Source organism: uncultured Cedecea sp. (assembly GCF_947498825.1).
In the GTDB taxonomy this organism is placed as follows: Bacteria; Pseudomonadota; Gammaproteobacteria; order Enterobacterales; family Enterobacteriaceae; genus JGM124.
This window is the reverse complement of the sequence record NZ_CANMLV010000004.1, coordinates 147,858-172,686: the sequence shown is the minus strand read 5'-3', so window position 1 is coordinate 172,686 and position 24,829 is coordinate 147,858. Positions and strand designations below refer to the sequence as shown.

Annotated in this window: 22 protein-coding genes and 3 pseudogenes; 13 read left to right on the top strand and 12 right to left on the bottom strand. The window is 47.2% G+C overall.

Annotated elements, in window-relative coordinates; translation table 11 throughout:
• Positions 1–361 precede the first annotated feature (361 nt).
• Positions 362–1,570, bottom strand: coding sequence for an NAD(P)/FAD-dependent oxidoreductase (locus Q1A40_RS07135; RefSeq protein ID WP_299998786.1), 1,209 nt, complete (start codon positions 1,568–1,570; stop codon positions 362–364).
• Positions 1,571–1,799: 229 nt separating this feature from the next.
• Here Q1A40_RS07135 and pitA point away from each other — a divergent pair, with 229 nt between their 5' ends.
• Positions 1,800–3,308, top strand: coding sequence for an inorganic phosphate transporter PitA (gene pitA / locus Q1A40_RS07130; RefSeq protein WP_299998784.1), 1,509 nt, complete (start codon positions 1,800–1,802; stop codon positions 3,306–3,308).
• A 67-nt stretch (positions 3,309–3,375) separates the two neighbouring features.
• Here the strand turns inward: pitA and Q1A40_RS07125 are convergent, their stop codons facing one another.
• Complete coding sequence (locus Q1A40_RS07125) at positions 3,376–4,683, bottom strand: IS4 family transposase (protein ID WP_299998782.1); 1,308 nt, start codon at positions 4,681–4,683, stop codon at positions 3,376–3,378.
• A 131-nt stretch (positions 4,684–4,814) separates the two neighbouring features.
• Positions 4,815–5,150, bottom strand: a complete 336-nt coding sequence (uspB, locus tag Q1A40_RS07120; protein ID WP_299998781.1) for a universal stress protein UspB — start codon at positions 5,148–5,150, stop codon at positions 4,815–4,817.
• A gap of 486 nt (positions 5,151–5,636) precedes the next feature.
• Here uspB and uspA point away from each other — a divergent pair, with 486 nt between their 5' ends.
• Complete coding sequence (gene uspA / locus Q1A40_RS07115; protein ID WP_299998780.1) at positions 5,637–6,071, top strand: universal stress protein UspA; 435 nt, start codon at positions 5,637–5,639, stop codon at positions 6,069–6,071.
• Between the two features lie 49 nt (positions 6,072–6,120).
• Here uspA and rsmJ read toward each other — a convergent pair whose 3' ends face one another.
• Together rsmJ and prlC are read right to left on the bottom strand one after the other, a co-directional pair.
• Positions 6,121–6,879, bottom strand: coding sequence for a 16S rRNA (guanine(1516)-N(2))-methyltransferase RsmJ (gene rsmJ / locus Q1A40_RS07110; protein ID WP_299998778.1), 759 nt, complete (start codon positions 6,877–6,879; stop codon positions 6,121–6,123).
• An 8-nt stretch (positions 6,880–6,887) separates the two neighbouring features.
• On the bottom strand, positions 6,888–8,930 hold the full coding sequence (gene prlC, locus Q1A40_RS07105) for an oligopeptidase A (protein ID WP_299998776.1): 2,043 nt from the start codon (positions 8,928–8,930) through the stop codon (positions 6,888–6,890).
• Positions 8,931–9,181: 251 nt separating this feature from the next.
• Here prlC and Q1A40_RS07100 point away from each other — a divergent pair, with 251 nt between their 5' ends.
• The 3 genes and pseudogenes from Q1A40_RS07100 to Q1A40_RS07090 all read left to right on the top strand — a co-directional run.
• Entirely contained in the window at positions 9,182–10,024 is an 843-nt protein-coding gene (locus Q1A40_RS07100) for a 23S rRNA (adenine(2030)-N(6))-methyltransferase RlmJ (RefSeq protein ID WP_299998774.1), read from the top strand.
• Positions 10,025–10,113: 89 nt separating this feature from the next.
• Positions 10,114–11,469, top strand: a complete 1,356-nt coding sequence (gene gorA / locus Q1A40_RS07095; protein WP_299998772.1) for a glutathione-disulfide reductase — start codon at positions 10,114–10,116, stop codon at positions 11,467–11,469.
• Positions 11,470–11,683: 214 nt separating this feature from the next.
• Positions 11,684–11,976, top strand: a pseudogene (locus Q1A40_RS07090) (IS110 family transposase); the annotation flags it as partial.
• A gap of 241 nt (positions 11,977–12,217) precedes the next feature.
• On the opposite strand, the gene Q1A40_RS07085 reads toward Q1A40_RS07090, so the two are convergent.
• Positions 12,218–12,964: an SDR family NAD(P)-dependent oxidoreductase gene (locus Q1A40_RS07085; protein ID WP_299998770.1), complete on the bottom strand. Its 747-nt coding sequence runs from the start codon at positions 12,962–12,964 to the stop codon at positions 12,218–12,220.
• A gap of 134 nt (positions 12,965–13,098) precedes the next feature.
• Here Q1A40_RS07085 and Q1A40_RS07080 point away from each other — a divergent pair, with 134 nt between their 5' ends.
• Both Q1A40_RS07080 and Q1A40_RS07075 read left to right on the top strand, forming a co-directional pair.
• Complete coding sequence (locus tag Q1A40_RS07080; RefSeq protein WP_299998769.1) at positions 13,099–13,698, top strand: TetR/AcrR family transcriptional regulator; 600 nt, start codon at positions 13,099–13,101, stop codon at positions 13,696–13,698.
• Between the two features lie 16 nt (positions 13,699–13,714).
• A complete protein-coding gene (locus Q1A40_RS07075) occupies positions 13,715–14,107 on the top strand; it encodes a VOC family protein (protein ID WP_299998768.1) in 393 nt (130 codons plus the stop codon).
• Between the two features lie 138 nt (positions 14,108–14,245).
• Here the strand turns inward: Q1A40_RS07075 and Q1A40_RS07070 are convergent, their stop codons facing one another.
• A complete protein-coding gene (locus Q1A40_RS07070) occupies positions 14,246–15,196 on the bottom strand; it encodes an AraC family transcriptional regulator (RefSeq protein WP_299998767.1) in 951 nt (316 codons plus the stop codon).
• A gap of 95 nt (positions 15,197–15,291) precedes the next feature.
• On the opposite strand from Q1A40_RS07070, the gene Q1A40_RS07065 reads away from it, so the two are divergent.
• The 3 genes and pseudogenes from Q1A40_RS07065 (at position 15,292) to Q1A40_RS07055 (ending at position 16,812) form a co-directional block, all read left to right on the top strand.
• A complete protein-coding gene (locus Q1A40_RS07065; protein WP_299998765.1) occupies positions 15,292–16,035 on the top strand; it encodes an SDR family oxidoreductase in 744 nt (247 codons plus the stop codon).
• 17 nt (positions 16,036–16,052) lie between these two features.
• Positions 16,053–16,175, top strand: a pseudogene (locus Q1A40_RS07060) (VOC family protein); the annotation flags it as partial.
• A gap of 307 nt (positions 16,176–16,482) precedes the next feature.
• Positions 16,483–16,812 (top strand): hypothetical protein, encoded by a 330-nt coding sequence (locus Q1A40_RS07055; protein ID WP_299998764.1) that lies wholly within the window; start codon positions 16,483–16,485, stop codon positions 16,810–16,812.
• A gap of 98 nt (positions 16,813–16,910) precedes the next feature.
• On the opposite strand, the gene Q1A40_RS07050 is transcribed toward Q1A40_RS07055, so the two are convergent.
• The 3 genes from Q1A40_RS07050 to Q1A40_RS07040 form a co-directional block, all read right to left on the bottom strand.
• Positions 16,911–17,639, bottom strand: coding sequence for an SDR family oxidoreductase (locus Q1A40_RS07050; RefSeq protein WP_299998762.1), 729 nt, complete (start codon positions 17,637–17,639; stop codon positions 16,911–16,913).
• Entirely contained in the window at positions 17,639–18,130 is a 492-nt protein-coding gene (locus Q1A40_RS07045; protein WP_299998760.1) for a nuclear transport factor 2 family protein, read from the bottom strand. Before Q1A40_RS07045 ends, Q1A40_RS07050 begins: the two co-directional genes overlap by 1 nt.
• A 333-nt stretch (positions 18,131–18,463) precedes the next feature.
• On the bottom strand, positions 18,464–19,210 hold the full coding sequence (locus Q1A40_RS07040) for an SDR family NAD(P)-dependent oxidoreductase (protein WP_299998759.1): 747 nt from the start codon (positions 19,208–19,210) through the stop codon (positions 18,464–18,466).
• 344 nt (positions 19,211–19,554) lie between these two features.
• On the opposite strand from Q1A40_RS07040, the gene Q1A40_RS07035 reads away from it, so the two are divergent.
• From Q1A40_RS07035 to Q1A40_RS07025, 3 genes and pseudogenes are all read left to right on the top strand, one after another.
• The gene (locus Q1A40_RS07035) at positions 19,555–19,785 is read left to right on the top strand and encodes a toxin-antitoxin system HicB family antitoxin (protein ID WP_299998923.1); all 231 of its coding nucleotides are present in this window, start codon (positions 19,555–19,557) and stop codon (positions 19,783–19,785) included.
• A gap of 112 nt (positions 19,786–19,897) precedes the next feature.
• Positions 19,898–20,353 (top strand): annotated as a pseudogene (locus tag Q1A40_RS07030) (DDE-type integrase/transposase/recombinase); the annotation flags it as partial.
• A 1,387-nt stretch (positions 20,354–21,740) separates the two neighbouring features.
• Positions 21,741–22,265, top strand: a complete 525-nt coding sequence (locus Q1A40_RS07025) for a LuxR C-terminal-related transcriptional regulator (RefSeq protein ID WP_299998758.1) — start codon at positions 21,741–21,743, stop codon at positions 22,263–22,265.
• A 299-nt stretch (positions 22,266–22,564) separates the two neighbouring features.
• Here the strand turns inward: Q1A40_RS07025 and Q1A40_RS07020 are convergent, their stop codons facing one another.
• Together Q1A40_RS07020 and Q1A40_RS07015 are read right to left on the bottom strand one after the other, a co-directional pair.
• Entirely contained in the window at positions 22,565–23,911 is a 1,347-nt protein-coding gene (locus tag Q1A40_RS07020) for a HAMP domain-containing sensor histidine kinase (protein ID WP_299998757.1), read from the bottom strand.
• On the bottom strand, positions 23,898–24,581 hold the full coding sequence (locus Q1A40_RS07015) for a response regulator transcription factor (RefSeq protein WP_299998756.1): 684 nt from the start codon (positions 24,579–24,581) through the stop codon (positions 23,898–23,900). Before Q1A40_RS07015 ends, Q1A40_RS07020 begins: the two co-directional genes overlap by 14 nt.
• Between the last annotated feature and the right edge of the window lie 248 nt (positions 24,582–24,829).

The window sequence follows — 24,829 nt, the reverse complement described above, 5'->3', positions numbered from 1 at the left end:
TTTTAACAATATATTTATCGTTCCAGAGAACTGTCAGAAGGCTCTGTTTTAAATATGAATTTTTTATGAACTCCATTTTTTTACACTGATAAATGATGAGATAAGGCTCTTTACCAGGCTATTTTTTGGGGGACGGCTCGGTTGCTGACTCCTGTCTCTGTTATCGACGGATATTTTCTAATATTCCTGCCACACTTCAAGTTACAGGGGCGCTGGCTGCGTTCATTCATCCCGAATCCTTAACTCTTGTCCGCATGCCGGGTGACAAGGCTCGTAAATGACTCTCACCCTCGCGGACCAGCGCTTCGCGTTGTTTAAAACATAAATTTTTTCCGGTTACTCGGATTATTTTGGGTATAGATCACACTTTCGCTTTTTCTTCACTCACCAGTGCCTGAGCACAAGCCCAGGCTGAACTCCATGCCCACTGGAAGTTATAGCCTCCCAGCCAGCCACTGACATCCATCACTTCGCCAATAAAATAGAGTCCGGGCACTTTTTTCGCTTCCATAGTGCGGGAGGAGAGTTCATCGGTATCCACTCCGCCCAATGTCACTTCGGCGGTGCGATAGCCTTCGGTGCCATTCGGTTGTACTTGCCAGTTTTGTAGATTCTCTGCCAGCTCGCCTTGCTGACGCTGATTAAGCTGTTTTAACGTCACCTCAGGTATCTGCTGTAATAGCTGGAGACATTCTACCAGGCGCTTAGGTAATAGCATGCTCAGGGTATTCTTCAAGCTCTGGTTCGGGTGGGCTGTGCGTTGTTGGTCGATAAAGGCATTTAAGTCAGTATCTGGCAGCAAATTGACGGTAACAAATTCACCAGGCTGCCAGTAGCTCGACAGTTGTAATACGGCAGGACCAGAGAGACCGCGATGGGTAAACAGAATACTTTCCCGGAAGCTGACACCATTCTCCGCATGGATGACTGCCGGAACGGAGACGCCCGATAATACCTGGAGTTGTTCCAGTAGGGGTTTATGCAGCGTAAAGGGAACCAGACCTGCCCGGGTCGGTAATACTTTGAGATTAAACTGTTCCGCGACTTTGTAACCGAAGGGAGTGGCTCCCAGACCAGGCATCGATAAACCCCCGCTGGCAATAACCAGTTTTTCAGTCTGTACAGTTTCACCGTTAAGCTGAAGAGTAAAACCTGTGTCATCCCGGGTGATGGAGAGAATCTCACGACGTAGCCACTGTGTGACATGACCTTTTTCACACTCCGTCACTAGCATATCGACTATCTGTTGGGCAGAATCATCACAGAATAGCTGACCAAGGGTTTTTTCATGCCAGGCAATGCCATACTGATTAACCTTATCGATAAAGTCCCACTGGGTATAACGTGCCAGCGCAGATTTACAAAAATGGGGATTCTGGCTGAGATAAGCCGCCGGTTCGACATACAGGTTGGTGAAGTTACAACGCCCACCGCCGGACATCAGAATTTTGCGACCAGGTTTCTTGCCATTATCTATCAGTAATACGCGGCTGCCAGCTTGTCCGGCTAGCGCCGCACAAAACATTCCTGCGGCTCCGGCACCAATAATAATGACATTAAACTTTTCCACGACAAACTCCCGACTATGCTTAAGGAAAAGGATTGTAAATAACCGTAGCTGGCTGTACCAGTATTAACGCTCAGATTAAGGTTATCTATATGAAAAATAACATTTAAATGTTTTTACTTGTCTGGAGGGTGGCGATCAAAATTAAAAAAAGTCCAGATTTCGCTTTGCCGTGGCGGAGGTTGTCTTACATAATGCGCCGCGTTCATGTCCTCAAAATGGCGTAACGTCTATGGAATATTTGTTTGCCGGTTTGGATTTCCATACCGGACTTTTGCTTTTACTTGCTCTGGCGTTTGTACTGTTCTACGAAGCTATCAATGGTTTCCACGATACCGCTAACGCAGTAGCAACAGTGATTTACACGCGTGCAATGCAATCGCATATCGCGGTGGCAATGGCGGCGCTGTTTAACTTTCTGGGCGTGATGCTTGGGGGGTTGAGTGTTGCCTATGCGATTGTGCATATGTTACCTACTGACCTGCTGCTCAACGTCGGTTCTGCACATAGTCTGGCAATGGTATTTTCAATGCTGCTGGCAGCTATTATCTGGAACCTCGGTACCTGGTATTTTGGGCTACCGGCCTCAAGCTCACACACCCTTATTGGCTCGATTATCGGTATTGGTTTAACTAATGCGTTACTGACCGACTCTTCGGTTGTTGATGCGTTGAACCTGCCTAAAGTCATGGGGATCTTTGGATCATTGCTGCTGTCACCGATTATCGGTTTAGTGGTTGCCGGTGGGTTAATTTTCCTGCTGCGTCGCTACTGGAGCGGTACCAAGAAGAGAGCACGTGTCCACCTCACTCCTGCTGAACGTGAAAAGCAAGACGGTAAGAAAAAGCCGCCTTTCTGGACGCGTGTTTCTTTGATCCTGTCTGCCATTGGTGTGAGTTTTGCCCATGGTGCAAACGACGGTCAGAAAGGCATTGGTCTTATCATGCTCGTGCTGATAGGCGTGGCGCCTGCTGGTTTTATCGTTAACATGGAAGCCTCCAGTTACGAAATAACCCGCACCCGTGATGCGGTTGCTAACGTTGAAACCTATTTTCAACAGCATCCAGGTTTAGTGAAGAAGTCGATGGGTGAGCATCAAACTATCCCGGCACCTTCACCCAATGCAGGCCTGACGCCAGAAGATACCGCAGAGTTCCATTGCCATGCAGAGAACTCGGTTGCCATTCTGGAACGTGCCAAAGCGATGCTCGGCAACATTGAAAGCTATAGCCAGCTTTCAGTTGAAAATCGCAGCCAGTTACGTCGTATTATGCTGTGTATCTCTGATACCGCGGACAAAGTGGCTAAATTGCCAGAAGTCAGCCCTGACGATCGTCGTTTACTGAAGAAACTGAAAGGAGACTTACTGAATACCATTGAGTACGCGCCGATTTGGATAATCATTGCTGTTGCTCTGGCATTAGGTATTGGTACCACTATTGGTTGGCGTCGTGTTGCCACGACTATCGGTGAAAAAATCGGTAAGAAAGGGATGACGTATGCACAAGGTATGTCTGCTCAGCTGACTGCCGCCGTGTCTATTGGTATGGCAAGTTATACTGGTATGCCTGTATCGACGACTCATGTTCTGTCATCTTCTGTTGCCGGGACTATGCTGGTTGATGGTGGTGGTTTACAGCGGAAAACGGTCACCAATATTCTGATGGCCTGGGTCTTTACCTTACCAATTTCTATTCTGCTCTCGGGCGGATTGTACTGGCTTTCACTGTTCTTTATCTAAAGTCACAGTGGAGGTTTAGCAGAAATTAAAAAGCGGGTTTATGGCCTAATGCTTGTCAGTTAAGTTTCTAGGAACGCCGCAACGGATAACGTTGCGGCTTCTTTTTAACCGCTCGCGGATAATGTCGCTGTCGTCGGCTGGGTAGTACAAAACTTTCAGCCATCGCAAGTATCTCATTAATTATCTTCGGTATTTTTCCCGGTGCAACCGCAGGGAGTGTACTGAGTTGCCCTGCCAGATACAGTGCTGCCTGTTTAAAACCCAGCTGGTAAGGCTCCACATCCTTAAGACTATAAGCCATTTGCGCCATCATGAAGCGTAACAGATTATAAGCCAGGGCCAGGCCCCACAGCTCCTGCTTTACCAGCTCAGGTTTTTTACTCCTTAATGTCAGTTCATTATTCAGCAGATGTTGTTTCATTTCCCTGAAACCATGCTCGATTTCCCATCTGTGGCCGTAGAGATCGACGATATCTGCTTTCGGATAGCGAAGCGGATCGCACATGGAAGTCAGTATCTGCACGGTTTTTCCTTTGATTTCCTTGCTGACCAGCCGAGCCATGAGTGTAGCTGGGGCATGGTTCCATTTTTTTCGGACCTGGGGTGTTAAGCTAATTTCCACAAGTTCATGCCCGGGACCCAGCTTCTCCAGTACCAGGTATTGTGTACCTTTACGCAGGGGGATCATCCAGTGCTTTTCTATTCCAGATGCCTGCCAGTGATGGAGGAGGCCGAGGGCGTAAAAGCCTTTATCCATTATTGTCAGTGAGTTGTCCGGAGTTTGTTCCGCCAGCTGGGCAGCAAGATCAACTTCACTGGTTTCGGATACGCTGCCAAAGGTGACACCTGACAGCAGATGGCTGGTGACTTCCATCTGGCAGACCATACGCAATTGCGGCCAGTCAGAACGGGCGTGCTCATTAGCCGTACGGCCGAAAGCAGCATCATTTTCAGGCGTATCTGGTGTTCTCCATAAAGTCCCATCTACTGCCATCAGTGTGAGGCCGTTCCAGTGTGACAGCGGCGTCTTTTCGAACCAAAGCCGGCATGTTTTTTCAAATACCAAGCGGACAGCATCAGCCCCAAGTCGTTGGCGGGCTTGAACGACTGCACTTGGAGCAACGAAAGGACGTTTTCCGGGTAAGACGACATCAAGATGAGAAACAAGCTGAGTCATGGAGAGTGAACGGAAGAGCGATATGCCGGTGACAGCCCAAACCATCATCTCCATGGGGAGGCGACGCTTTCGCACAGTGACAACTCCAGTATCAGCCAGACATTCATCAATGAGTTCAGGTGAAAGCAAATCCGAAAGTGCGGAGAATTCTTTCGGTGAGAACTTAAGAACAGCATCCAGGGCTTGGCTGAGTAGCATAAAAAAATCCGTAATTCCTGAGGGGGATTACGGATTTTTGCACAGCTACCAGATCGTTCAACCGATCATTTCAGGCTTAACTGATCGGCATTAGGGTTTATGGCCCGCTTTTTTTATGTTTATAGCTCGGTTTAGTGCCAGATTATCAGTGCTACCAGGCTTATTATCACGACTCCGCACAGGGAGCTGGTCAGAATAAACTGACGTCTGAGGCGTTCACAACGACGAATAAACTCTTCATCGTGATGGTCCAGATAGCTTTGGGTATAGATATAACGTACCAGGCGCATTTGTTTACTGGGCTGACCATGAGAAGTAAAGAAGCCCCCTCCATCCACGTACTGGTACAGCAGTGGATCACATCCGCGAAGTACGACCAAGAGTGCGCGTAATGATGAGAAATAACGCACCATATTCACTACACAAATCACACAAAGTGCCCAAAAGAGCGCGACGGTGTTTATCATGTACGCCTCCCAATAATGTCTGAGTATTATCCCCTATTCATAGCTGCTCTGTAGAACTCTATTACTGACACCAGACTGTAACTGCTGAATGTGACGTGATTAATCTTGGTTTCACCTCAGCATTTTTACAGTGTAGAAGAACTCTGGTGGGTAGCAAAGATGAAAAAAACATCAATATGTTTTATGCTAAGAGAGAGATTAAATATAATCAATTGATTTAATTTGATATTTAAGGCTATTCTAAAGCTAAATTAATCTCGGCAATAACAGCAGATCATCATCTTTTAGGGTCAGCGTTATACGGGTACCGAGAGGTATTTTTTGGGTTAAATGGCAAAAACAGGGCGTACAGATGCTTTTAATGGGGCGCTTTGTGGTAGAAATACTGTCTACAATTGAAATTGTTATGTTTAAGACATTGCTTGCTGCACGGACATTTTAAGATGACGACCAGAGTCATCAAAAATTTATGGAAGGGGTAACATTATGGCTTATAAACACATTCTTATCGCAGTCGATCTTTCTCCGGAAAGCAAAGTTCTGGTAGAAAAAGCAGTATCAATGGCGCGTCCTTATAACGCGAAAGTTTCTCTGATCCATGTCGATGTGAATTATTCTGACCTCTATACCGGTCTGATTGATGTCAATCTGGGAGATATGCAAAAACGTATTTCCCAGGAAACACACCATGCATTGCATGAGCTGTCTACTGACGCGGGCTATCCTATTACTGAAACCCTGAGCGGTAGCGGCGATCTGGGCCAGGTACTGGTCGATGCTATCAAGAAATATGATATGGACTTAGTGGTTTGTGGGCATCACCAGGATTTCTGGAGCAAACTGATGTCTTCTGCACGTCAGCTTATCAATACTGTTCATGTTGATATGCTGATTGTTCCTCTGAAGGATGAAGACGAGTAATCACTCCGGTTTCCCAGGGTTATCACCTAATATGATAACCCTGGTGATACTATGAGTGGGGATCCGGCGTACCGGAATAAATATCAAACCGATGGCCCTTGGTTTCTACCGCATTGGGTGTTGCGATATTCGCCAGCGGTGGCGCATAGTCCGGTCGCTTTACTACGACACGTTTGCGGGCGAGTAATCTGGCAGGTTCCAGCAATCCATCGGCATCATTATCCGGCCCAACCAGTGACTGAAAGACACGCATCTCCTTTTTTACCAGTGCGCTCTTTTGCTTGTGCGGAAACATGGGATCGAGATAGACCACATCCGGCCTGGAGGTCAGGTTAGCCAGCTCCGAAAGGCTTGAAGCATGAATTAGCTGTAAACGCTCTTGCAACCAGGAACCCATTTCCGCATCCTGATAACCGCGCCGTAAGCCATCATCCAGCAAGGCAGCAACCACCGGATGACGTTCCAGCATTCTCACCCGGCAGCCGACTGAGGCGAGCACGAAGGCATCCCGGCCAAGACCGGCTGTTGCATCCACGACATCAGGTAAGTAACCGCTCTTAATCCCTACTGCTTTGGCAACCGCTTCCCCGCGGCCGCCACCGAATTTACGGCGATGCGCCATAGCACCACCGACAAAGTCGACATAAATACCGCCCAGCTTAGGTTCATCACGTTTCCGCAGTTCCAGGCGCTCAGGGGTAAGAACCAGCGCCATCACCGCATTGTCGTCGTGCTCAAGCTGCCAGCGCTCCGCTAAAAGAGATAAGGCGCTGTTTCCAGCAGACTCAGTCAATAAACAAATTTTCACTGAGAGAATTAACCTTTAATACCGTAGTGCTGCAACATCGCATCCAGCTCAGGTTCACGACCACGAAAGCGTTTGAACAGTGTCATTGGCTCTTCAGATCCGCCTCTGGTGAGAATATTGTCGAGGAACGACTGTCCGGTTTCACGGTTGAAAATCCCTTCTTCTTCAAAGCGGGAATAGGCATCTGCTGCCAGTACGTCAGCCCACAGATAGCTGTAGTAACCCGCCGCATAACCGCCAGCGAAGATATGGCTGAAGGCATGTGGGAAGCGGCCCCATGAAGGTCCCGGGATCACAGCGACTTGTTGCTTAATCTCGGCCAAGGTTTGCAGGACTTTAGCCCCTTGTTCTGGATTAAACTCAGCATGTAAGCGGAAGTCGAACAGGCCGAACTCCAGCTGACGCAGGATAAACAGTGCCGCCTGGTAGTTTTTCGCAGCGAGCATTTTTTCTAATAACTCAGTGGGCAATGGCTCACCGGTTTCATAGTGGCCAGAGATAAATGCCAGAGCTTCAGGTTCCCAGCACCAGTTTTCCATAAACTGACTTGGCAGCTCGACGGCATCCCACGGCACGCCGTTAATACCGGATACACCCGCTGTCTCTACCTGGGTGAGCATATGATGCAGCCCGTGGCCAAACTCATGGAACAGGGTGATCACTTCATCGTGGGTGAATAACGCAGGTTTACCGCTGACTGGACGGTTAAAGTTACAGGTTAAATAAGCCACCGGTTTTTGTAGCGAACCATCAGCACGACGCATTTGGCCGACACAGTCATCCATCCAGGCTCCGCCACGTTTATGTTCACGGGCGTAGAGGTCAAGATAGAAGCTACCGCGCGATTCGCCTTGCTCGTCATACAGCTCAAAGAAACGAACTTCAGGGCTCCAGACGTCGATATCATGACGTTCTTTCGCTGTGATGCCGTAAATACGTTTAACCACTTCAAACAGACCGTTTACCGCACGTTCTTCAGGGAAGTAAGGGCGCAGTTGCTCATCACTGATACTGTACAGGTGCTGTTTTTGCTTTTCGCTATACCAGCTAATATCCCAGGGTTCGAGGTTTTCTACACCGTAGTGTTCTTTGGCAAAAGCGCGCAGCTGGGCCAACTCTTCTTCCCCTTGAGGACGTGCACGCTTAGCAAGATCGGTTAAAAAGGAGAGTACCTGCTGGGTGTTTTCAGCCATTTTGGTGGCGAGAGATTTTTCCGCATAACTCCCAAAACCGAGTAACTGTGCCAGTTCGTGACGCAGTGCGAGGATCTCTTCCATTACTGGCGTATTGTCCCATTTTCCGGCATTAGGACCCTGGTCAGAGGCCCGGGTACCGTAGGCGCGGTAGAGTTCTTCACGCAGCGCGGAGTTGTCACAGTAAGTGAGTACTGGCAGATAGCTTGGGATATCCAGGGTTAATAACCAGCCGTCTTGTTCTTTAGCTTCAGCTTGTGCGCGGGCAGCCGCAAGGGCGCTTTCTGGCATTCCGGTGAGTTCAGTTTCGTCGGTAACCAGTTTGCTCCAGCCCATGGTCGCGTCGAGTACGTTATTGCTATAAGCCGATCCCAGCTCTGACAGGCGGGCAGAGATTTCGCCATAGCGCTGTTGTTTTTCTTTAGGCAGACCAATTCCGGACAGTTCAAAATCACGCAGAGCATTATCAACGGCTTTTTTCTCAGCGGTATTGAGCGCCGTATAGCCCTCACCGTCACGCAGGGAACGGTAGGCGTTATAGAGCCCGTCGTGCTGGCCTACCCAGGTGCTGTATTCTGATAGCAGTGGCAGGGTCTGCTCATAGGCTTCACGCAGTTCCGGACTGTTCTGAACGGAGTTTAAATGGCTAACCGGAGAAAAAATACGACTCAGACGGTCATCCACTTCGGCCAGTGGCTGGCAGAGGCTTTGCCAGCTGAAAGGTGCGCCTTGTGCCACGACACGTTCCACCGTTGCACGGCACTCTTCTAACGCTTGGGTCACAGCAGGAACAATGTGTTCTGGTTTAATTGCGGAAAACGGCGGCAGTTCGAAGGGCGTCAACAAAGGGTTAGTCATATGCACGTTCCTGATTAAATAGGGGGATCAAACGCTAACAACGTTTGTGCTTGAGATCTAGCATGGGGTCTGATGAGGATAATTTCAATCCCGGCAACCTTGCTTTACCGGACTTTGCAGGCCGCTTTAAGCATCAGGTTTTGTTATTTCTGTTGGATAAGCGAAACAACCCGGAGCTACTGCGGCAATCTGACGCAATCTGCGGTAAACTATAGGCAACTTGTTTTCTTATTTCCGGAAGTTCACTCCCCATGCTGAGTTATCGCCATAGCTTTCACGCCGGCAACCATGCCGACGTGCTGAAACATACCGTTCAGAGTTTGATTATTGAGTCGCTAAAAGAGAAAGAAAAACCTTTTCTCTATCTCGACACCCACGCCGGTGCCGGCCGTTATCAACTGAGCAGTGTCCATGCGGAGCGAACCGGCGAGTATCTGGAAGGGATCGCCCGTATCTGGCAACAGGAAAGCTTACCCGCAGAGCTGGAAGCTTATATTGGTGCAGTAAAGGCGCTGAACCGCTCTGAGCAGCTACGTTATTACCCAGGCTCACCGCTGATTGCGCGCCATTTGCTGCGCGAGCAGGACCGTCTGCAACTGACAGAATTACACCCTTCTGATTTCCCGTTACTGCGTTCTGAATTTCAGAAAGACTCGCGCGCCAGGGTTGAACGTGCTGATGGCTACTTGCAGTTAAAAGCCAAATTACCCCCCGTGTCACGTCGTGGTCTGATTCTGATTGACCCCCCTTATGAAATGAAAACCGACTATCAGGCGGTGGTAAAGGGCATCAGTGAAGGATACAAACGTTTTGCTACTGGCACCTACGCTTTATGGTATCCGGTAGTATTACGCCAGCAAATCAAGCGTATGCTGCGCGAACTCGAAGAGACGGGCATCCGTAATATTTTGCAAATTGAACTGGCAGTCAGACCTGACAGCGACCAGCGTGGCATGACCGCATCGGGGATGATTGTGATTAATCCACCGTGGAAATTAGAGAAGCAGATGGCTAACGTATTGCCTTGGTTGCATAAAACGTTGGTTCCTGGTGGAAATGGCTCGACGACCTTAAATCAGATAGTACCGGAATAACGGCAATACTGATTGCAGCCATTGGTGGAACCTTTTGCTTACTAGGCTACAATTAGAGCTAATTTTTTCGACTCAAACAGGGAAGCATCATGACTAAACATTATGATTACCTCGCTATTGGCGGTGGTAGTGGTGGTATTGCCTCAATTAACCGTGCGGCAATGTATGGGAAGAAGTGCGCACTCATTGAGGCGAAAGATCTCGGTGGTACTTGCGTTAACGTTGGCTGTGTCCCTAAAAAAGTGATGTGGCATGCCGCACAAATTGCCGAGGCAATTCATCAGTATGGCCCTGACTATGGTTTTGATACCACGTTGAATCATTTTGACTGGGATAAACTGATTGCCAGCCGTACGGCTTATATCGACCGTATTCATACCTCCTATGACAATGTCTTAGGTAAGAATAAAGTGGATGTGATTCGCGGTTTTGCGACCTTTGTTGATGCCCATAGCGTAGAAGTTAACGGCGAAATTATTACCGCTGACCATATCCTGATTGCAACAGGTGGACGTCCGTCCCATCCTGCCATCCCGGGAGCTGAATACGGTATCGATTCTGACGGTTTCTTTGCCTTGCCAGGGCTACCAAAACGTGTGGCTGTCGTAGGGGCGGGTTACATTGCCATTGAAATTGCCGGTGTCGTGAAAGCGCTGGGTGCAGAAACTCACCTGTTTGTGCGTAAGCATGCGCCGCTGCGCAACTTTGACCCATTGATTGTTGATACCTTACTCGAAGTTATCAAAAACGAAGGGCCGACGCTGCATACCCAGGCAATTCCTCAGTCAGTGGTAAAAAATGCCGATAACAGCCTGACGATTACTCTGGAAGATGGCCGTTCTGAAACCGTTGATTGCCTGATCTGGGCGATTGGTCGTGAGCCTGCTAATGACAATATCAACCTGCAAGCCACAGGCGTTGAGCTGAATGAAAAAGGCTATATCAAGGTTGATAAGTTTCAAAATACCAATGTGCCGGGTATCTATGCGGTAGGTGATAATACCGGTGCCGTAGAGCTGACGCCAGTTGCGGTTGCTGCAGGCCGTCGCCTGTCAGAGCGCCTGTTTAACAACAAGCCGGACGAACATCTGGACTATAGCAACGTTCCGACAGTGGTGTTCTCGCATCCACCAATCGGCACTGTAGGCTTAACGGAGCCTCAGGCGCGTGAACAGTATGGTGATGACCAGGTGAAGGTCTACACTTCATCCTTTACCGCAATGTATACCGCCGTAACCAGCCATCGCCAGCCATGCCGTATGAAACTGGTTTGTGCTGGTGCGGATGAGAAAATCGTCGGTATTCATGGTATTGGCTTTGGTATGGACGAAATTCTGCAAGGCTTTGCGGTAGCGCTGAAAATGGGAGCCACCAAAAAAGACTTCGATAATACCGTGGCGATTCACCCAACGGCGGCGGAAGAGTTTGTTACTATGAGGGGTTAATGTAGAAGGCCCATCCCTGCACCTTTTTTAACGCTGAAAAACTGGCCGCACAAAGGCCAGTTATTTTTATGCTACCAGGTCAGGGCGACTATTTTTTAGCACGTCTACGTAGCTAAAATTTCGTCTGTTATGCCCGGTCAAAATGTTACCTGCTTGAGCTATGAGGTGATGATATCACCTCTATTCAGGTGGCCAAATTTAGTATTCCACTACAATCCAGTTTAATAATGGTGAACGTCTCTTTCATGCTATTGAGCATATGCCGGAAGCACTTGATACCTGGCTAAAAGCGTTACATAGAAAAGTGAAAGGCCATATCGCCGTTGCTGTTGAACTTAAAAAAGGCCCAGTGGGGCAAAAGACGATCCGCAGGATGCAGAGTTCGCATTGGAGCTGATGCTACGTTATCCCAAAAAGATAAAAGCCATTGAACCCGATAATGCAGATATTCGATTACCTCAACAACGGGTTGAACAGCATCGACAACTAATTGAAGACAAGCGTCGTCAGTCTGCGATCCGGACACTGGCGTTCAAATGGATCCGGATAATTTACCGCTGCTGGAAGAACAGAATCTGTTACAACGAAGCAAAGTATTTACTGGCTCTCAAAGAACGAAACTCGCCCTTACTTAAGCCATAAAAAACTTGTTGAATGTCTCAGGGCGTGAAGCGGACATCTGCGTTCTGGACCAACACAACGGGTGAGCGAGAGTCATTTTGTGTTAAATGAACGTATCTATCCTCTGTCAGGTCTGAGAGGCGCCTCCGTCAGCGAACAGCTCTATACCATTCACATAACTTGAGGCATCACTGGCCAGGAATGAAACAACAGAGGCTATTTCTTCCGGCTCTCCGATACGCCCCAACGGACTTTTAGCGGTGAGGAAGGCGATCCCCTCTTCGGCATTATCGCCAAATGCAGCTCTGAGCGAGGCTGTATTCACAGGACCCGGACTGACAATGTTTATGCGTATACCCGATCCGTGCAGCTCTGTTATCCAGCTTCTCACCATGTTTCTCACCGCGGCTTTGGTCGCACCATAAATACTCATGGTGGGTCCCGGGTCTGCTGACGCCGTCGAACCAATGATCACCACGCTTGAACCCTTTCCAAGCAGGGGTAAGGCCTGCTGAACAGTAAGCACAACACCTTTAACATTTGTGGCAAACTGATCGTGGATCTGTTTTTCAGTTATTTCACCAAGTGGGGCATGGACCCCGCCGCCGGCATTAGCGACAAGAATATCGATGTGACCAAATTCCACTTTAACTTGTTCATAAAACGCATCAAGACTAACCTTGCTGCTGACGTCAGCCACAATACCTTTTACATTTTGCCCCAGAGTCTTTACCGCCTCCTGGAGGATTTGTGCATTCCGGCCAGTGATAATGACATCTGCGCCTTCGTCGCTCAGATTTTTAGCTATAGCCAGACCAATGCCACTTCCGCCACCAGTGATAACGGCAACCTTTCTATTAAATGACTGATTCATAAATGCACCATGTATTTTTTTGTAGTGGTCACTATATATAACTCCAAACAGGCTGTCATTAACTACTTGTAGCGGTCACTACAAAAAAGTTTTAAAATGGCAGTCGACACACTTCTGATGCAACGGAAAAAACTATGAGCGACACCAAAAAAACAATAAAAGCACTCAGGCGGGTATTTGACAGAGAGTCCGGTGTGCAGACGGCTAAAGCGCTGTTTCATCAGCGTGGTTATGACGCCGTAGGTATCACGGAACTGACAAAGACGCTGAATATAAATCCTCCCAGCCTTTACGCCGCTTACGGTAGTAAAGCAGGGCTGTTTGAACGCTGTCTGGATCTCTATGTTGCAGAAGGAAACCTGCCGGCGAACAAAATCCTGACTCCGGGCAGGCCGCTGAATGAGGCGGTTGCAGACCTCTTTATGACTGCTGCACGTTTGTACGCCCGATCCCCGGTCCAGCGAGGCTGTCTTGTGGCTGAAGGTATGCGTGCCGATGATCCGCAGGCCCGGGAGTTGGCAAGTCGCTATGGCGAGGCAGGAATTCAGTTCATCAGAAGTTATATCCGACAGTATGAACCTGCACGGGATCGCGAGCTTTCTGATTATGTTGTGACAACGCTGCGGGGATTTTCTGCAGCCTCAGTAACGGGACTATCAAAAGCCAGGTTAACTGCCGTGGCTCAGCTGGCCGGCCACACATTCAGCGCCCTCCTGACTCCAAAAAATGTTTAATCAGTAGGATAAAGTTATGTCTGTTATCGACCATGTTGAAATTGCTGTAAAAAATGCTCTGACATCGCTCAAATTCTATGAAGCAGCCCTTGCTCCGCTGGGGTTCAGCCTGATTATTTCTGTGCCTCCGGAGCGTACTTTAACGGGGGGGACCCGGTACGGGTTGGGCCCGGAGGGATACCCGAGGCTCTGGCTTCATGATAAAGACCTAATGGGCGCCTCAACACATCTGGCTTTTGCTGCCAGTGAACGGGCCACAGTCGACGAATTCTGGCGCGCCGCTCTACAGGCAGGCGGTAGAGACAATGGCACGCCGGGAATTCGCGACCATTACCACTCTCACTACTACGCCGCTTATATCTTAGATCCTGACGGTAATAACATCGAAGTCGTCTGTCAGAAAGAATAAATAAGAGTGCAGGCTGTCACTTTGCGAAAATGAACCATGTCTGGGTTACGGCCTGCCGGGTTGCCTGACTGCTACCCACGGAGTAAATATCGCGAGGTGAGTTATTGCCTCGTTACGGCAGCAAATTTTACTGCCGCATTAAACGTGGTGATTCAGAACACTTTCTGCATCATCAGCGTCGTTCCGGAGACTTGCAGCGTCTTTTAAAGGAGAGCGGCCAAAGAAACGGGCGTACTCACGATTAAACTGAGGCACGCTGCGATAACCTACCTCCATGGCAACAGACGTGACGCTCTGCTGACGTGCCAGTAGCCGGCTTCTGGCATGAAGAAGGCGAACGCGCTTCTGATACTGAACCGGACTCATGTTTGTCACAGACTTAAAATGACGATGAAAGGCCGATACGCTCATGGCTGCCTGTCTGGCCAATGATTCAACCACAAATTCATCAGCAAAATTATGTCTTATCCAGCGAATCGCATTACCTATCCGCGCCAGCATGGTTCCCGGTGAAGCAATATCCCTCAGCATCCAGCCATGTGGGCCTTTCAGAACATGATAAAGGATTTCACGTTCATACACCGGTGAGAGAGCAGGGATATCTTCAGGACTTTTCATCAGATGAAGCATTCTTACCCAGGCATCTAGCAGTTCGGGTGTGACGGCAGCAACGGAAAAAGCCCCCGACTGTGGATCAGCCTTCACGGGGGGTAAATCAGCCAGCAGTGTTGCAATCTGTTCCGGCGTCAGGGTCAGGCTGATCGCGAGATACGGCTCACCGGTGGCCTCTGGATAGACTTCGCCTACGGCAGGCAAATCTACTGACATAACAAAGTAAGAAGCAGGATTGTAATTAAACACCCGGTCTCCCACAGTCATGGATTTACTTCCCCGCAGTATGAGATTAACCATCGGCTCATAGACTGCAGCCAGTGCATGCGCGGGAACGTCACCCTGCACCATTGCCACACGGGGAATACCGGTTTCGGTTCGCCAGTTTCGGGCATGAGCGGCCAGAAGACGCAGCTCGTCCAGCAGGGGTTCCAGTGTCAAAGTCAGACTCCTTAGTATGGTGATTAAAGCGAGCATAAAGCAGAAAAAAGCAAGAATCGAGTAGGATCGCAGAGGCTGATCTGTCCGGGAAGTTTTATCCTTTTTCTATCGCAGACAGAAAGGATGAGATCATGAAAATTGTACTGATTACCGGTGGCAGTGGCGGGATCGGCGCCAGCGTGGCGCAGCAGTGCGCGGCTAAAGGGATGGGGGTGATTGTGACTTATAACAGCCATCCTGAATCTGCCCTGAGGGTTGTGAAGGAGATTGAAGCATCAGGCGGCCGTGCCGTTGCGCTGCATCTGGATGTGACTCGCACCGAAACCTTCGGCACTTTCCGCGACGCCTTACTGGACATAGTCAGTGTCACCTGGGAACGTGAGCAGATTGACGTGCTGGTCAACAACGCCGGGTTTGGGCTCTTCAACCCGATTGAAACGGTGACGGAGAGTGAGTTCGACAGCCTTTTTGCCGTGCACCTTAAGGGCCCTTTTTTCCTGACCCAAAAGCTGCTGCCTCTGATTTGCGATGGAGGACACATCATCAACGTTACCAGCGCCACCACGCGCGTGGCTACGGCCGGTGTTGCGCCCTACGCTGCCTTTAAAGGCGGCCTTGAAGTACTGACCCGCTATATGGCCAAAGAGTTCGGGCTGCGGCGCATCCGGGCAAACGCAGTATCTCCGGGTGTAATCCGTACGTCGCTTGGCGGAGGACTGAATGATGAATTTGAGGCTCTGCTCGCCTCACAAACCGCGCTGGGACGCGTGGGGGAGCCGGATGATGTCGGCCGGGTTATCGCAGGTCTGGTCTCTGATGGCAGCGTCTGGATTAATGCACAATCCATCGAGATTGCCGGCGGCTACCAAATCTGAATCCTTCCGGAGGTTTTATGCTCGATCATCTGTTTTTAACGGTCAGCGATACAGACCGTTCTGTTCGTTTCTATACGGAAGCGCTTGCCCCTCTCGGCATCACGGTTCGTCATGATTATGACGGAAAAGAGGGGCCGCCCGGCATTAGCCTTTCTGGCGCTATTTTTTGTCAATGGTTAAAAGTGCCCGGCTGCTCGCTGCAATGTGTGTCTGCGCTGCGCTTCTTGCCCTGCAGATAATCATTTTCTGCTGGGCTCCCGTCAACGGGCAAAGCCGGTCACTGGCACTCGGCTACTTTCTGCTTCCTCTGGTCATGGTAATAACCGGCAGAGCCTTGTACGGCGAAATGATGTCGTGGTTATGTTGGGGTATCCGCCCTATTTCATAATCAAACGTCAGCTTAAAAGCGACGCTTTTTTCAGCGTGATAGCAGAGAATTTATTTCTCATGATACTGGCAGTTGTTCTTTTGATTTATCAGGGAAGCGGAAATGAATGGTTACCCACCGGTGGGTGGTGCATTGTCACAGGGCTGGGCTTACTGAGCTGTTCCGCATTACTCTGCTTTCTGCTTGTCAGCAGCAGCCTCTCGTTTACGCTGTTTGGCATGCTGTCTTATGTCGAACCCTTATTATTGTTTCTGGTATCATTTTTTCTGCCGGGAGAAAAAATGACACTGTCATCACTGTTAACGTATGTCCCGATATGGCTTGCCGTTCTGGCACTGATGGCTGACGGGTATAAAAAAGTCAAATCTACTGCGTACCGCAGTGGATAATGATGGGACGTCGGGCTGACAGTTTGTCGGCTGAGTCAGTAGCTTGTCTGTTTTCCCGATATCCCGGTTTATTGTATCAGGCGAACGGACATCCCCTGTTACCAGGGCTGGCGTCCGTGACTGCCGAAGAAACCACCTGTAGGTCCGTCCGGTCCCGTTAACGCCATTTTTATTGCCGTTGCAGCCCCTTCATCCGGTGTCAGAAAGCCAGTGTTGGCATTTAAATCGGTTCGTACATGGCCGGGTTCAACAGCGTTCACTTTGATCCCAAAGGGTTCAAGTTCCTTTGCGAATGAAACCGTAACAGCATTCAGGGCGACCTTCGAAGAGGTGTAATCAAGGAGATTAACGCCTGAATATATCGAAGTTGGATCGGTAATCAGCGTCAGAGAACCCACGCCACTGCTCATCATTACGATCCGGGCCTCTCCAGAAGCTTTAAGCAGGGACAGAAAGGCCTGCGTCACGCGTACCGGGCCGAAGAGATTGACTTCATAAACCGCTTTCATGTCTTTAATACTGACCTGGCTCGGAGGTGTGATGATATCACTGAGAATGCCCGCATTATTAACAAGAACGTCGAGAGAACCCAGTTCATGCGCAAGTTCTGCAGCCGCGTTCTGCACGCTTGCTTCATCTGCAACATCCAGTTCCAGTAGCCTGACGTCAAGACCTTCTTGGCGCAGGATGGCAACTGCTTCTTCACCACGACTGCGATCGCGCGCACCCAACCAGACTGACATACCCGTTCTTGCGAGGCCTCTGACGATAGCAAAACCAATCCCTTTATTGCCCCCGGTAACAAGCGCGGTCTTTTTTATCTCCACTACGCCCCCTCAGTCTGTGAACTGTCGATAGGCGTGCCTACGTGAAACTGAAGTTCGCCCATCAGCCGGGGAACAACATTGCGCGACGTAAAACGCCACTGACCGTCATGTTTTTCAAAACTGTCGTAATACCGCCCTGTACATATAGGCTGCAAAGGAAACCCCTCCAGCTCCTGATGTACAGTGAAATAGCTGACGCAGGTAGCTGAACTACCGGATGGTGATACATCTATCAGCACATTTGAAACGTTATGCCACGTCCGGGGAGTTCCATCCTCATGGCGCTGAACGCCACGGTTAAAAAACTGCTCGACCTCTTCACTACCATGTGCCGTATCACTGAGAACAATAAATTCAGCATGTTTAAATAACTCGGCATTCTCAGCAAACTTTCCGTCATCCAGGTTGTGGACGTAGGAAGCAAGTAACCGCTGAATTTTTAATTCATCGAAATAACGTTGTTCATTTTCTGCGTGAACTGAATTAACCATAATTTATTTTCTTCATGTCAGGATGGAAATAGATCCGCCACACATATACCCGTCATACTTCAAGTTGCTTGGGTGTTGCCTGCGTCCAGCCCGCCGAATCACATAGTGTATCTATGCTCATCGACGGGCTGAACTGGACGCCTACAAGCAACTCGAATTATTTTGGGTATATACCAGGCGAATCACGTTAAATAATGCCACTGAAAATCAGCGCAACGGGTACACTTCCGGCACGAAGCATCTGTGCCGGACTACATCGTGCCAGTAGGGCCGGTTCCCCCTGAAGGGAGAACTGTCATGTTGCCCAAAATCGTCGTTCCTCAGTAACAATGTTCAGATCTGAGATGCCCCGCCATCGGCAAAAATTTCCGCACCATTGATATAACTGGCATCATCACTGGCAAGGAAGACAACGGCTTTTGCTATTTCTTCTGTCTGGCCAATGCGACCAATCGGACTGCGGTCGCGCAAAGACTGCAGGATGGTGTCAACGGGTTCGGGAAGGAAATCTCGTAAAGATTGAGTGTCAACCGGTCCGGGACTGAGAATATTAATGCGAACGCCAGCACCTTTTATGTCCAGAATCCAGCTGCGTACCATTGCGCGTAAAGCAGCCTTGGTGCCTCCATAAACACTGAGGCCCTGACCGGGATTAATGGAGGCCGTTGAGCCCGTGATAATAATGCTGCTTCCTGGTTTCATCAGTGGTAATGCTTTCTGAACGGTAAACGTGATACCCCTTACGTTCGTTGTGAACTGACGATCGAACTTCTCCGGGGTAATCTGCCCGAGGGGTTCAAATTCGCCCGTGCCGGCATTTGCTATCAGAATGTCAATGCGACCAAACCGGGACAATATTTGCTTATAAAAATTATCCAGTTCGGAGAGGCTGGATACATCCACCTGAAACTGACTCGCATCCGGTCCAAGAGTACTGAGTGCAGATTCAAGTTTATTCTTGTCCCGCCCGGTAATGATCACAGTTGCACCGAGTGCTGCTAATTCCTGTGCGATCCCAAGACCAATGCCAGATGATGCGCCGGTCACAACCGCGATTTTGTTCTGAAAAGAGTGAGTCACTGTGTATTCTCCCCATTGCTGTGGCTTTAAAGTATAGTGATCACTACATGTAAATCTATAACATTACAAGTTAAAACTTAGTATTAATTTAAAATATCTTTTATATCAACAGTATACATTTATGTCTTTATATTGGTTATTTTAGTGACTACTACATTCGTTGATTCAGGAGGCAAGTTGAAACAAGAAAGCAGGTTGCGATGATCTGCATTTGATCGCGAAGCATTAGTCGCAATTGTATCGGCACACTTTCATGAACATGGCTATGACCCTGTCAGAATTGCTAACCTGAAGCGGGCCTGAATATCAAGCCGGCGTATATCAAAGTACATACCTGACTATTCATCGATAATCATGAGGGTCCATACAAGACAACGGACAAACGTGACGTAAAACAGTCCAAATCCGGTGAATTTCCGACATTTCAGATCCGGATCGCACCTGAGCTGAAAGTGCAGTTTAAAGTTGCAGCGAAAGAGGCGGGGATGAGTCTTGGAAATTGGTTGAAAACGCCTGAACGGAAGGAGTTGGATCGTCCCGTTGAGCTTACAGCTCAAAGCTGCCTGTTAACGTAGTCAAGCAGCCAGAGACACTGGCTTCAAATGTTACAATCTGGTTATAGCCCATGTCAAAGAGCTTGCCGACATGCCCGTTTAATGGAGTCCTCTGGTATCAAGCGTATGAAAGAGCTGGAAGAGGAAAACCGACTAAAGCAGATGTATGTCTCTCCGGCATCCACAGCCTTTGTCTATTCCGCTTTACATGAACCACTGTTGGTCAGTTGATTTTATGAGTGATGCCCTGACGGATGGCCGGAGGTTCAGATTATTCAATGTCGTGGATGATTTTAATCGGTAAACACTGGCAGTTGAAGTGGACTTAAATATATCCGCACATCGCGTGGTACGTATTCTGGAGCGATTAAGTGCAGAAAGAGGTTATCCTGCTTTTATATGGGGTGGTAACGACCCAGAATTTATTGTAGCAATGCTGACTGAAGGGGCAAGAGATCACGGAGTGGCACTCGACTTTATTCAGCCGGGAAAACCCATGCAAAATGGATTTATTGAAAAGTTTAATAAAACACTGCGAACCGAAATACTGGATATGTATTTGTTCCCCCCAATTATCTATGCAAGATAAAAACTGGCTGGAGATCCTAACTGGCAGTGGTACTAAAAATAGGAGGGGCTATAGGCACTCTGAATATCTCCTGGAACAGAGCAACAAACGCACTGAGAGAACTTGGAAATCACGGATATAATCACCAGCACTTAGATTAACGAAGCTGTGTTTTGTCATATGATTCTCTTAAAATGTTAAACCGAAAGAATAATTATACAACTGTCCCGTTTTAGAATAAGTAAGAATGTGCATCAAACCAGCCACACGAATGAATCACTTTGTGTATGGCATTTTCTAACTATGCGTAGGCATTAAGTACTCATGCTCATCGTGTATACCCGTCATACTTCAAGTTGCTTGGGCGTTACCTTCGTCAATCCTGCCGAATCACATAGTTTATCTATGCTCATCGCCAGGATTGACTCTGCGCCTACAAGCAACTTGAATTATTTAGGGTATATACGGCTGTGTTCATTCTTTTTATCGTCGAAAAATTATGCAATAAAAAATATATCCAATACAGAGTCGGTCATTAACAAAATGTTTTATAACATATGTACAACAAATTGTTGCAGTAATGTTAATTCAACACATTTCTCTTGTAAAAAGCCAATAATGCAGGCAATAAAACCACCTAAAGCCTAAAATTCAGATCGAAAAATTGTTCTTTTCAATGAAAACAGAATTTAAACGAAGTTAAGTTTGGCGAGGCAATTTAAAGTTCGGATATTATACTAAAATAAATGACAATTCACTTTTTATACACGTTGTTGGTGTATTATTAGTTAATTAATGCTTTATATTAAGAAATATAAAATATTAATTAAATTTCATTAAAATCAACGCGATAAAATAAATCTGTTCTAAAGTTGAACGTTAATGTCGAACGATTTTATTGTATTGGTAGGTGATAGCTATCGCAGTTATGCATATTGAATGTTTTAATCTATTTTACGCAATACGACTATTCTGATTAAATGCATTCAACAGGATTTTACAATACCTAAGGAGAAATATGAATAATCAGAATTACATGTATAATAAATGTGAATGATCAATGTCAGTCTCAATGAGAGAAAAGTAATAAAAAATTTCCAATTTATTATCAATGGATGATGAAAATTATTTTGATTTAAAATCAATAATCGATTTCGAATATGCTGCCACACAGATTGTATCTGTAGTCTGGATAGTTTATTTTTAAATGCATTCATAGAATATAAAACAATGAGATCTTTATGGATGTCGTTATCAACGTCAATTTAATGGGCGTAATCTGTTCCGGGCGAGCAAGGGAATAATAGCCGGGAATTTAATGTATCCGTGGAGTAGCGGTGACTGGCTTGTCACTTATCTGACTTTCGATATCTCCGGAGAAAGTCAAAACACTTTTGGGGAATTAATAATGAAAAAGACATTAATTATATTCACCGATAATTCATTTTTTTTCTTGGCAATAACCAGCCTGTTTTCGTCCAGCCCGGAATTAGCGGATAAATACCAGATATATCAGGTGACATCGGATAAAGTAGACGAGTGGATACACGTCCGAGATATTTATTACGAGGTTTTACTGGCTGGGCCGGATATGGAAATTCTGGTTCGGTTCATTTGCATCAATGAAGGGGGGAGCTATTTCACGTCGAACTGCCCGCCAGATAAAATAAAACTCGTATTTATTAATAAACTGAACGGTATAAAGAGTGCAGATGAAAAAACACTGCAGGTGAAACCGCGTGTAAAAGCTTCCTCTCGCGAATCCTGTGTGCTTGGGTGGCTGCTGTCAGGACTCACCCCCGTACAGATTGCGGACCGCTATGGGATGCCCGTTAAAAAGAGCAGCCAATACAAGCGGCAGCTCATGAAAAAACTGGGTGTAACATCGGATATGGAGATGTATAAGGCAGTCTTAAAATACACGCATTTTTAGAGGTGAATGATTTTGTATGGGATGTTCCCTGTGATCCGGCCGGGCAAGGAGGTTGCGGAAGTTATTCTGTAAAATCATGTTATGAAGATTCTTTTTGTAATAAAGGATCAAACGTAACCGAAAACAGGTCCTGTGCCTGAGTATGAAACAGTGCCATCTGTTTAACTCTGATGATGAACTGCATGAGCTGGGGCAAGAGGCGCAGGGGCTCACCAGCTGATGCTGGCTTGTCCAAATCTGATATTTTAATACCCACTTGTCGCCCAGACCATGCCTGGTCACTGGGACATGGTCGCTATTTATGCACAGGAGAGGCGTATTTCAAAAAGAGCCCCACCGTTTGCCCCTTCCCCGACAGTGACGCAGCCTTTATGCATATGAATGATTTCTCGCACCAGGTGAAGCCCCAGTCCTGTGCCTTGAGAACGGGGAATGATGCGCTGAAAAGGCTCAAATATTCGTTCCCGTTCTGTCAGAGAAATACCCGGTCCTTCATCCTGAATACTGATACGACCATCATTGCTCAATGTCACCGTTATCAGGCCGTTATTGCCACCGTAGATGACCGCATTCTGAAGAATATTGATGACGGCTCTGGCAAGAGAGGCCTCGTCGCCCATAACGCAGACTTTCTGGGAACATGGAATAAATTCTATCTCATAGCCAGAAGATATGATCAGTGGAGAGTAATCAGAAATGACGTGCTTTAACATCTCCTTGAGGTCCACTTCGCAAAAGCGGGATAGTCCTTTACCTATTCTTTGGAGATCAAGCAAAGACTCAGCCAGGTTCGCCAGTCTTGCCACATCCTGTTCCAGGATGCTTCTTGTCACAGGGTCATCAATAATACTCAGACGTGCTTCAATAATTGCAATTGGTGCTCTGAGTTCGTGTGCGGCACTGGAAAGGAAACGATCGCGTTGATCATAGCCTTCACTCAGCCGTTGCAGTGCACCATTAACTGCTTTGACTAATGGCATAACTTCACGCGGAATACCTTGCTCTCGGATCCGTGCTGTCAGATCGCTTTCATTAATATATTTTGCATCGTTTACCGCATGCGAAATACCGGAGAGGACTTTTCGAATAATGAAAGGGATCAAAATAATTGTGGTGATGACTAAAGGCATAAAAATATAAAAAATCAGGGATCGTGAATAAATTTCGAATACGTCCGTTGTTTTATATATAGCTATGCCTCCGACCATTGCCTTGACTGTTCTGTGATTGATTTTTTTTGATAATAACTTCATAGAAAGGTGGCGTTGATTTTCGGTAGTTTTAACTTCAGACATGTCCAAACTGTTAATGTTAGTAATTAATTTATTATATACCGCTGGAACATTACCTAAATATATAATCTGCCCCTGATCATCACCGATCGCTATCCAGGCATCAGGTGTGGAGAGGAGTAGATCGAAATCACTGGAATACTGAATAGAGAGCGTGTTATTGCTATCATATAGCACAGAATCAAGAACCAATTGTACTTGCGAGTCAGGTATTATTCCTGCAAATGATAAGTCGTGTTTTCTCATCGAATCGATGATGGGGTAGGCAATTGTTAAATTAAGTACGATTAACTGAAGAATAATAATGCTTAATGATATTTTAGAGGCGAGAGCAATATTTTTAAACAGATTCATAGCTTTCTTTTAGCAAATATCCCACACCACGGATGACGTGAATGGTGACCCGAGCTTGTGATATTTCCAGCGAGCGCCGTAGTCTGGAAATGTGTGAATCCAGAGAGTTTGACTGAATATCTTCATCAAACCCATATACGCGCTCAATGAGCCACTCTCGCATCACCGTGCGTCTTACACGTGTACACAGCGCTTCAAGTACAAGCAGTTGTCGCCGGGGGAGTATTAAAGGAATACCATCAACTTGAACATTGCGATGACTAAAGTCAAAGGTCAGATTAGCAATAGTGACCTTCGGAATATTGACTGTTGCGGGGCGTCTTCCAATCGCACGGATCCTTGCCATCAGTTCTTCGAATGCAAAAGGTTTATTAAGATAGTCATCAGCGCCCAGGTCAAGCCCTTCAATTCTTTCAGTAATTGATGATCTTCCAGTCAGAAATATAATGGGTAAATCAGCGTTTATCTTGCGGATGAAAGGAACAAGTGAGGCCCCATCACCATCCGGGAGCTGTCTGTCAAGCAGAATTAAACTGTGCAAATCGTCTTGTAACGCCGCTTTTGCCATAGTCAGAGACGAGACGCTCTCAGCGAGCATGCCTTCTTTTTCAAAGGCTTTAATAAGGGCTGAGGCCATTTCAGGTTCGTCTTCCACAATTAATACACGCATTTCCGCGTCTCTAATTTTATTTTAAAAGAGATTAGCATATCTTTTTTTTAAGAGGTAATGTTCAGGTAATGTTCTGTGGGCAAAATATAAAAAATTAATGTTATTTGATAATAAAAATACTGATGCCAGTAATAATATAATTAACTATGTAACCAATTGATTTAAATAGAACGTCTAAATGAATTTTCATTCATGTAATTAAATGAAAAATATGTATAGATTGTCATTCCATTTGTAACCGGAATGCT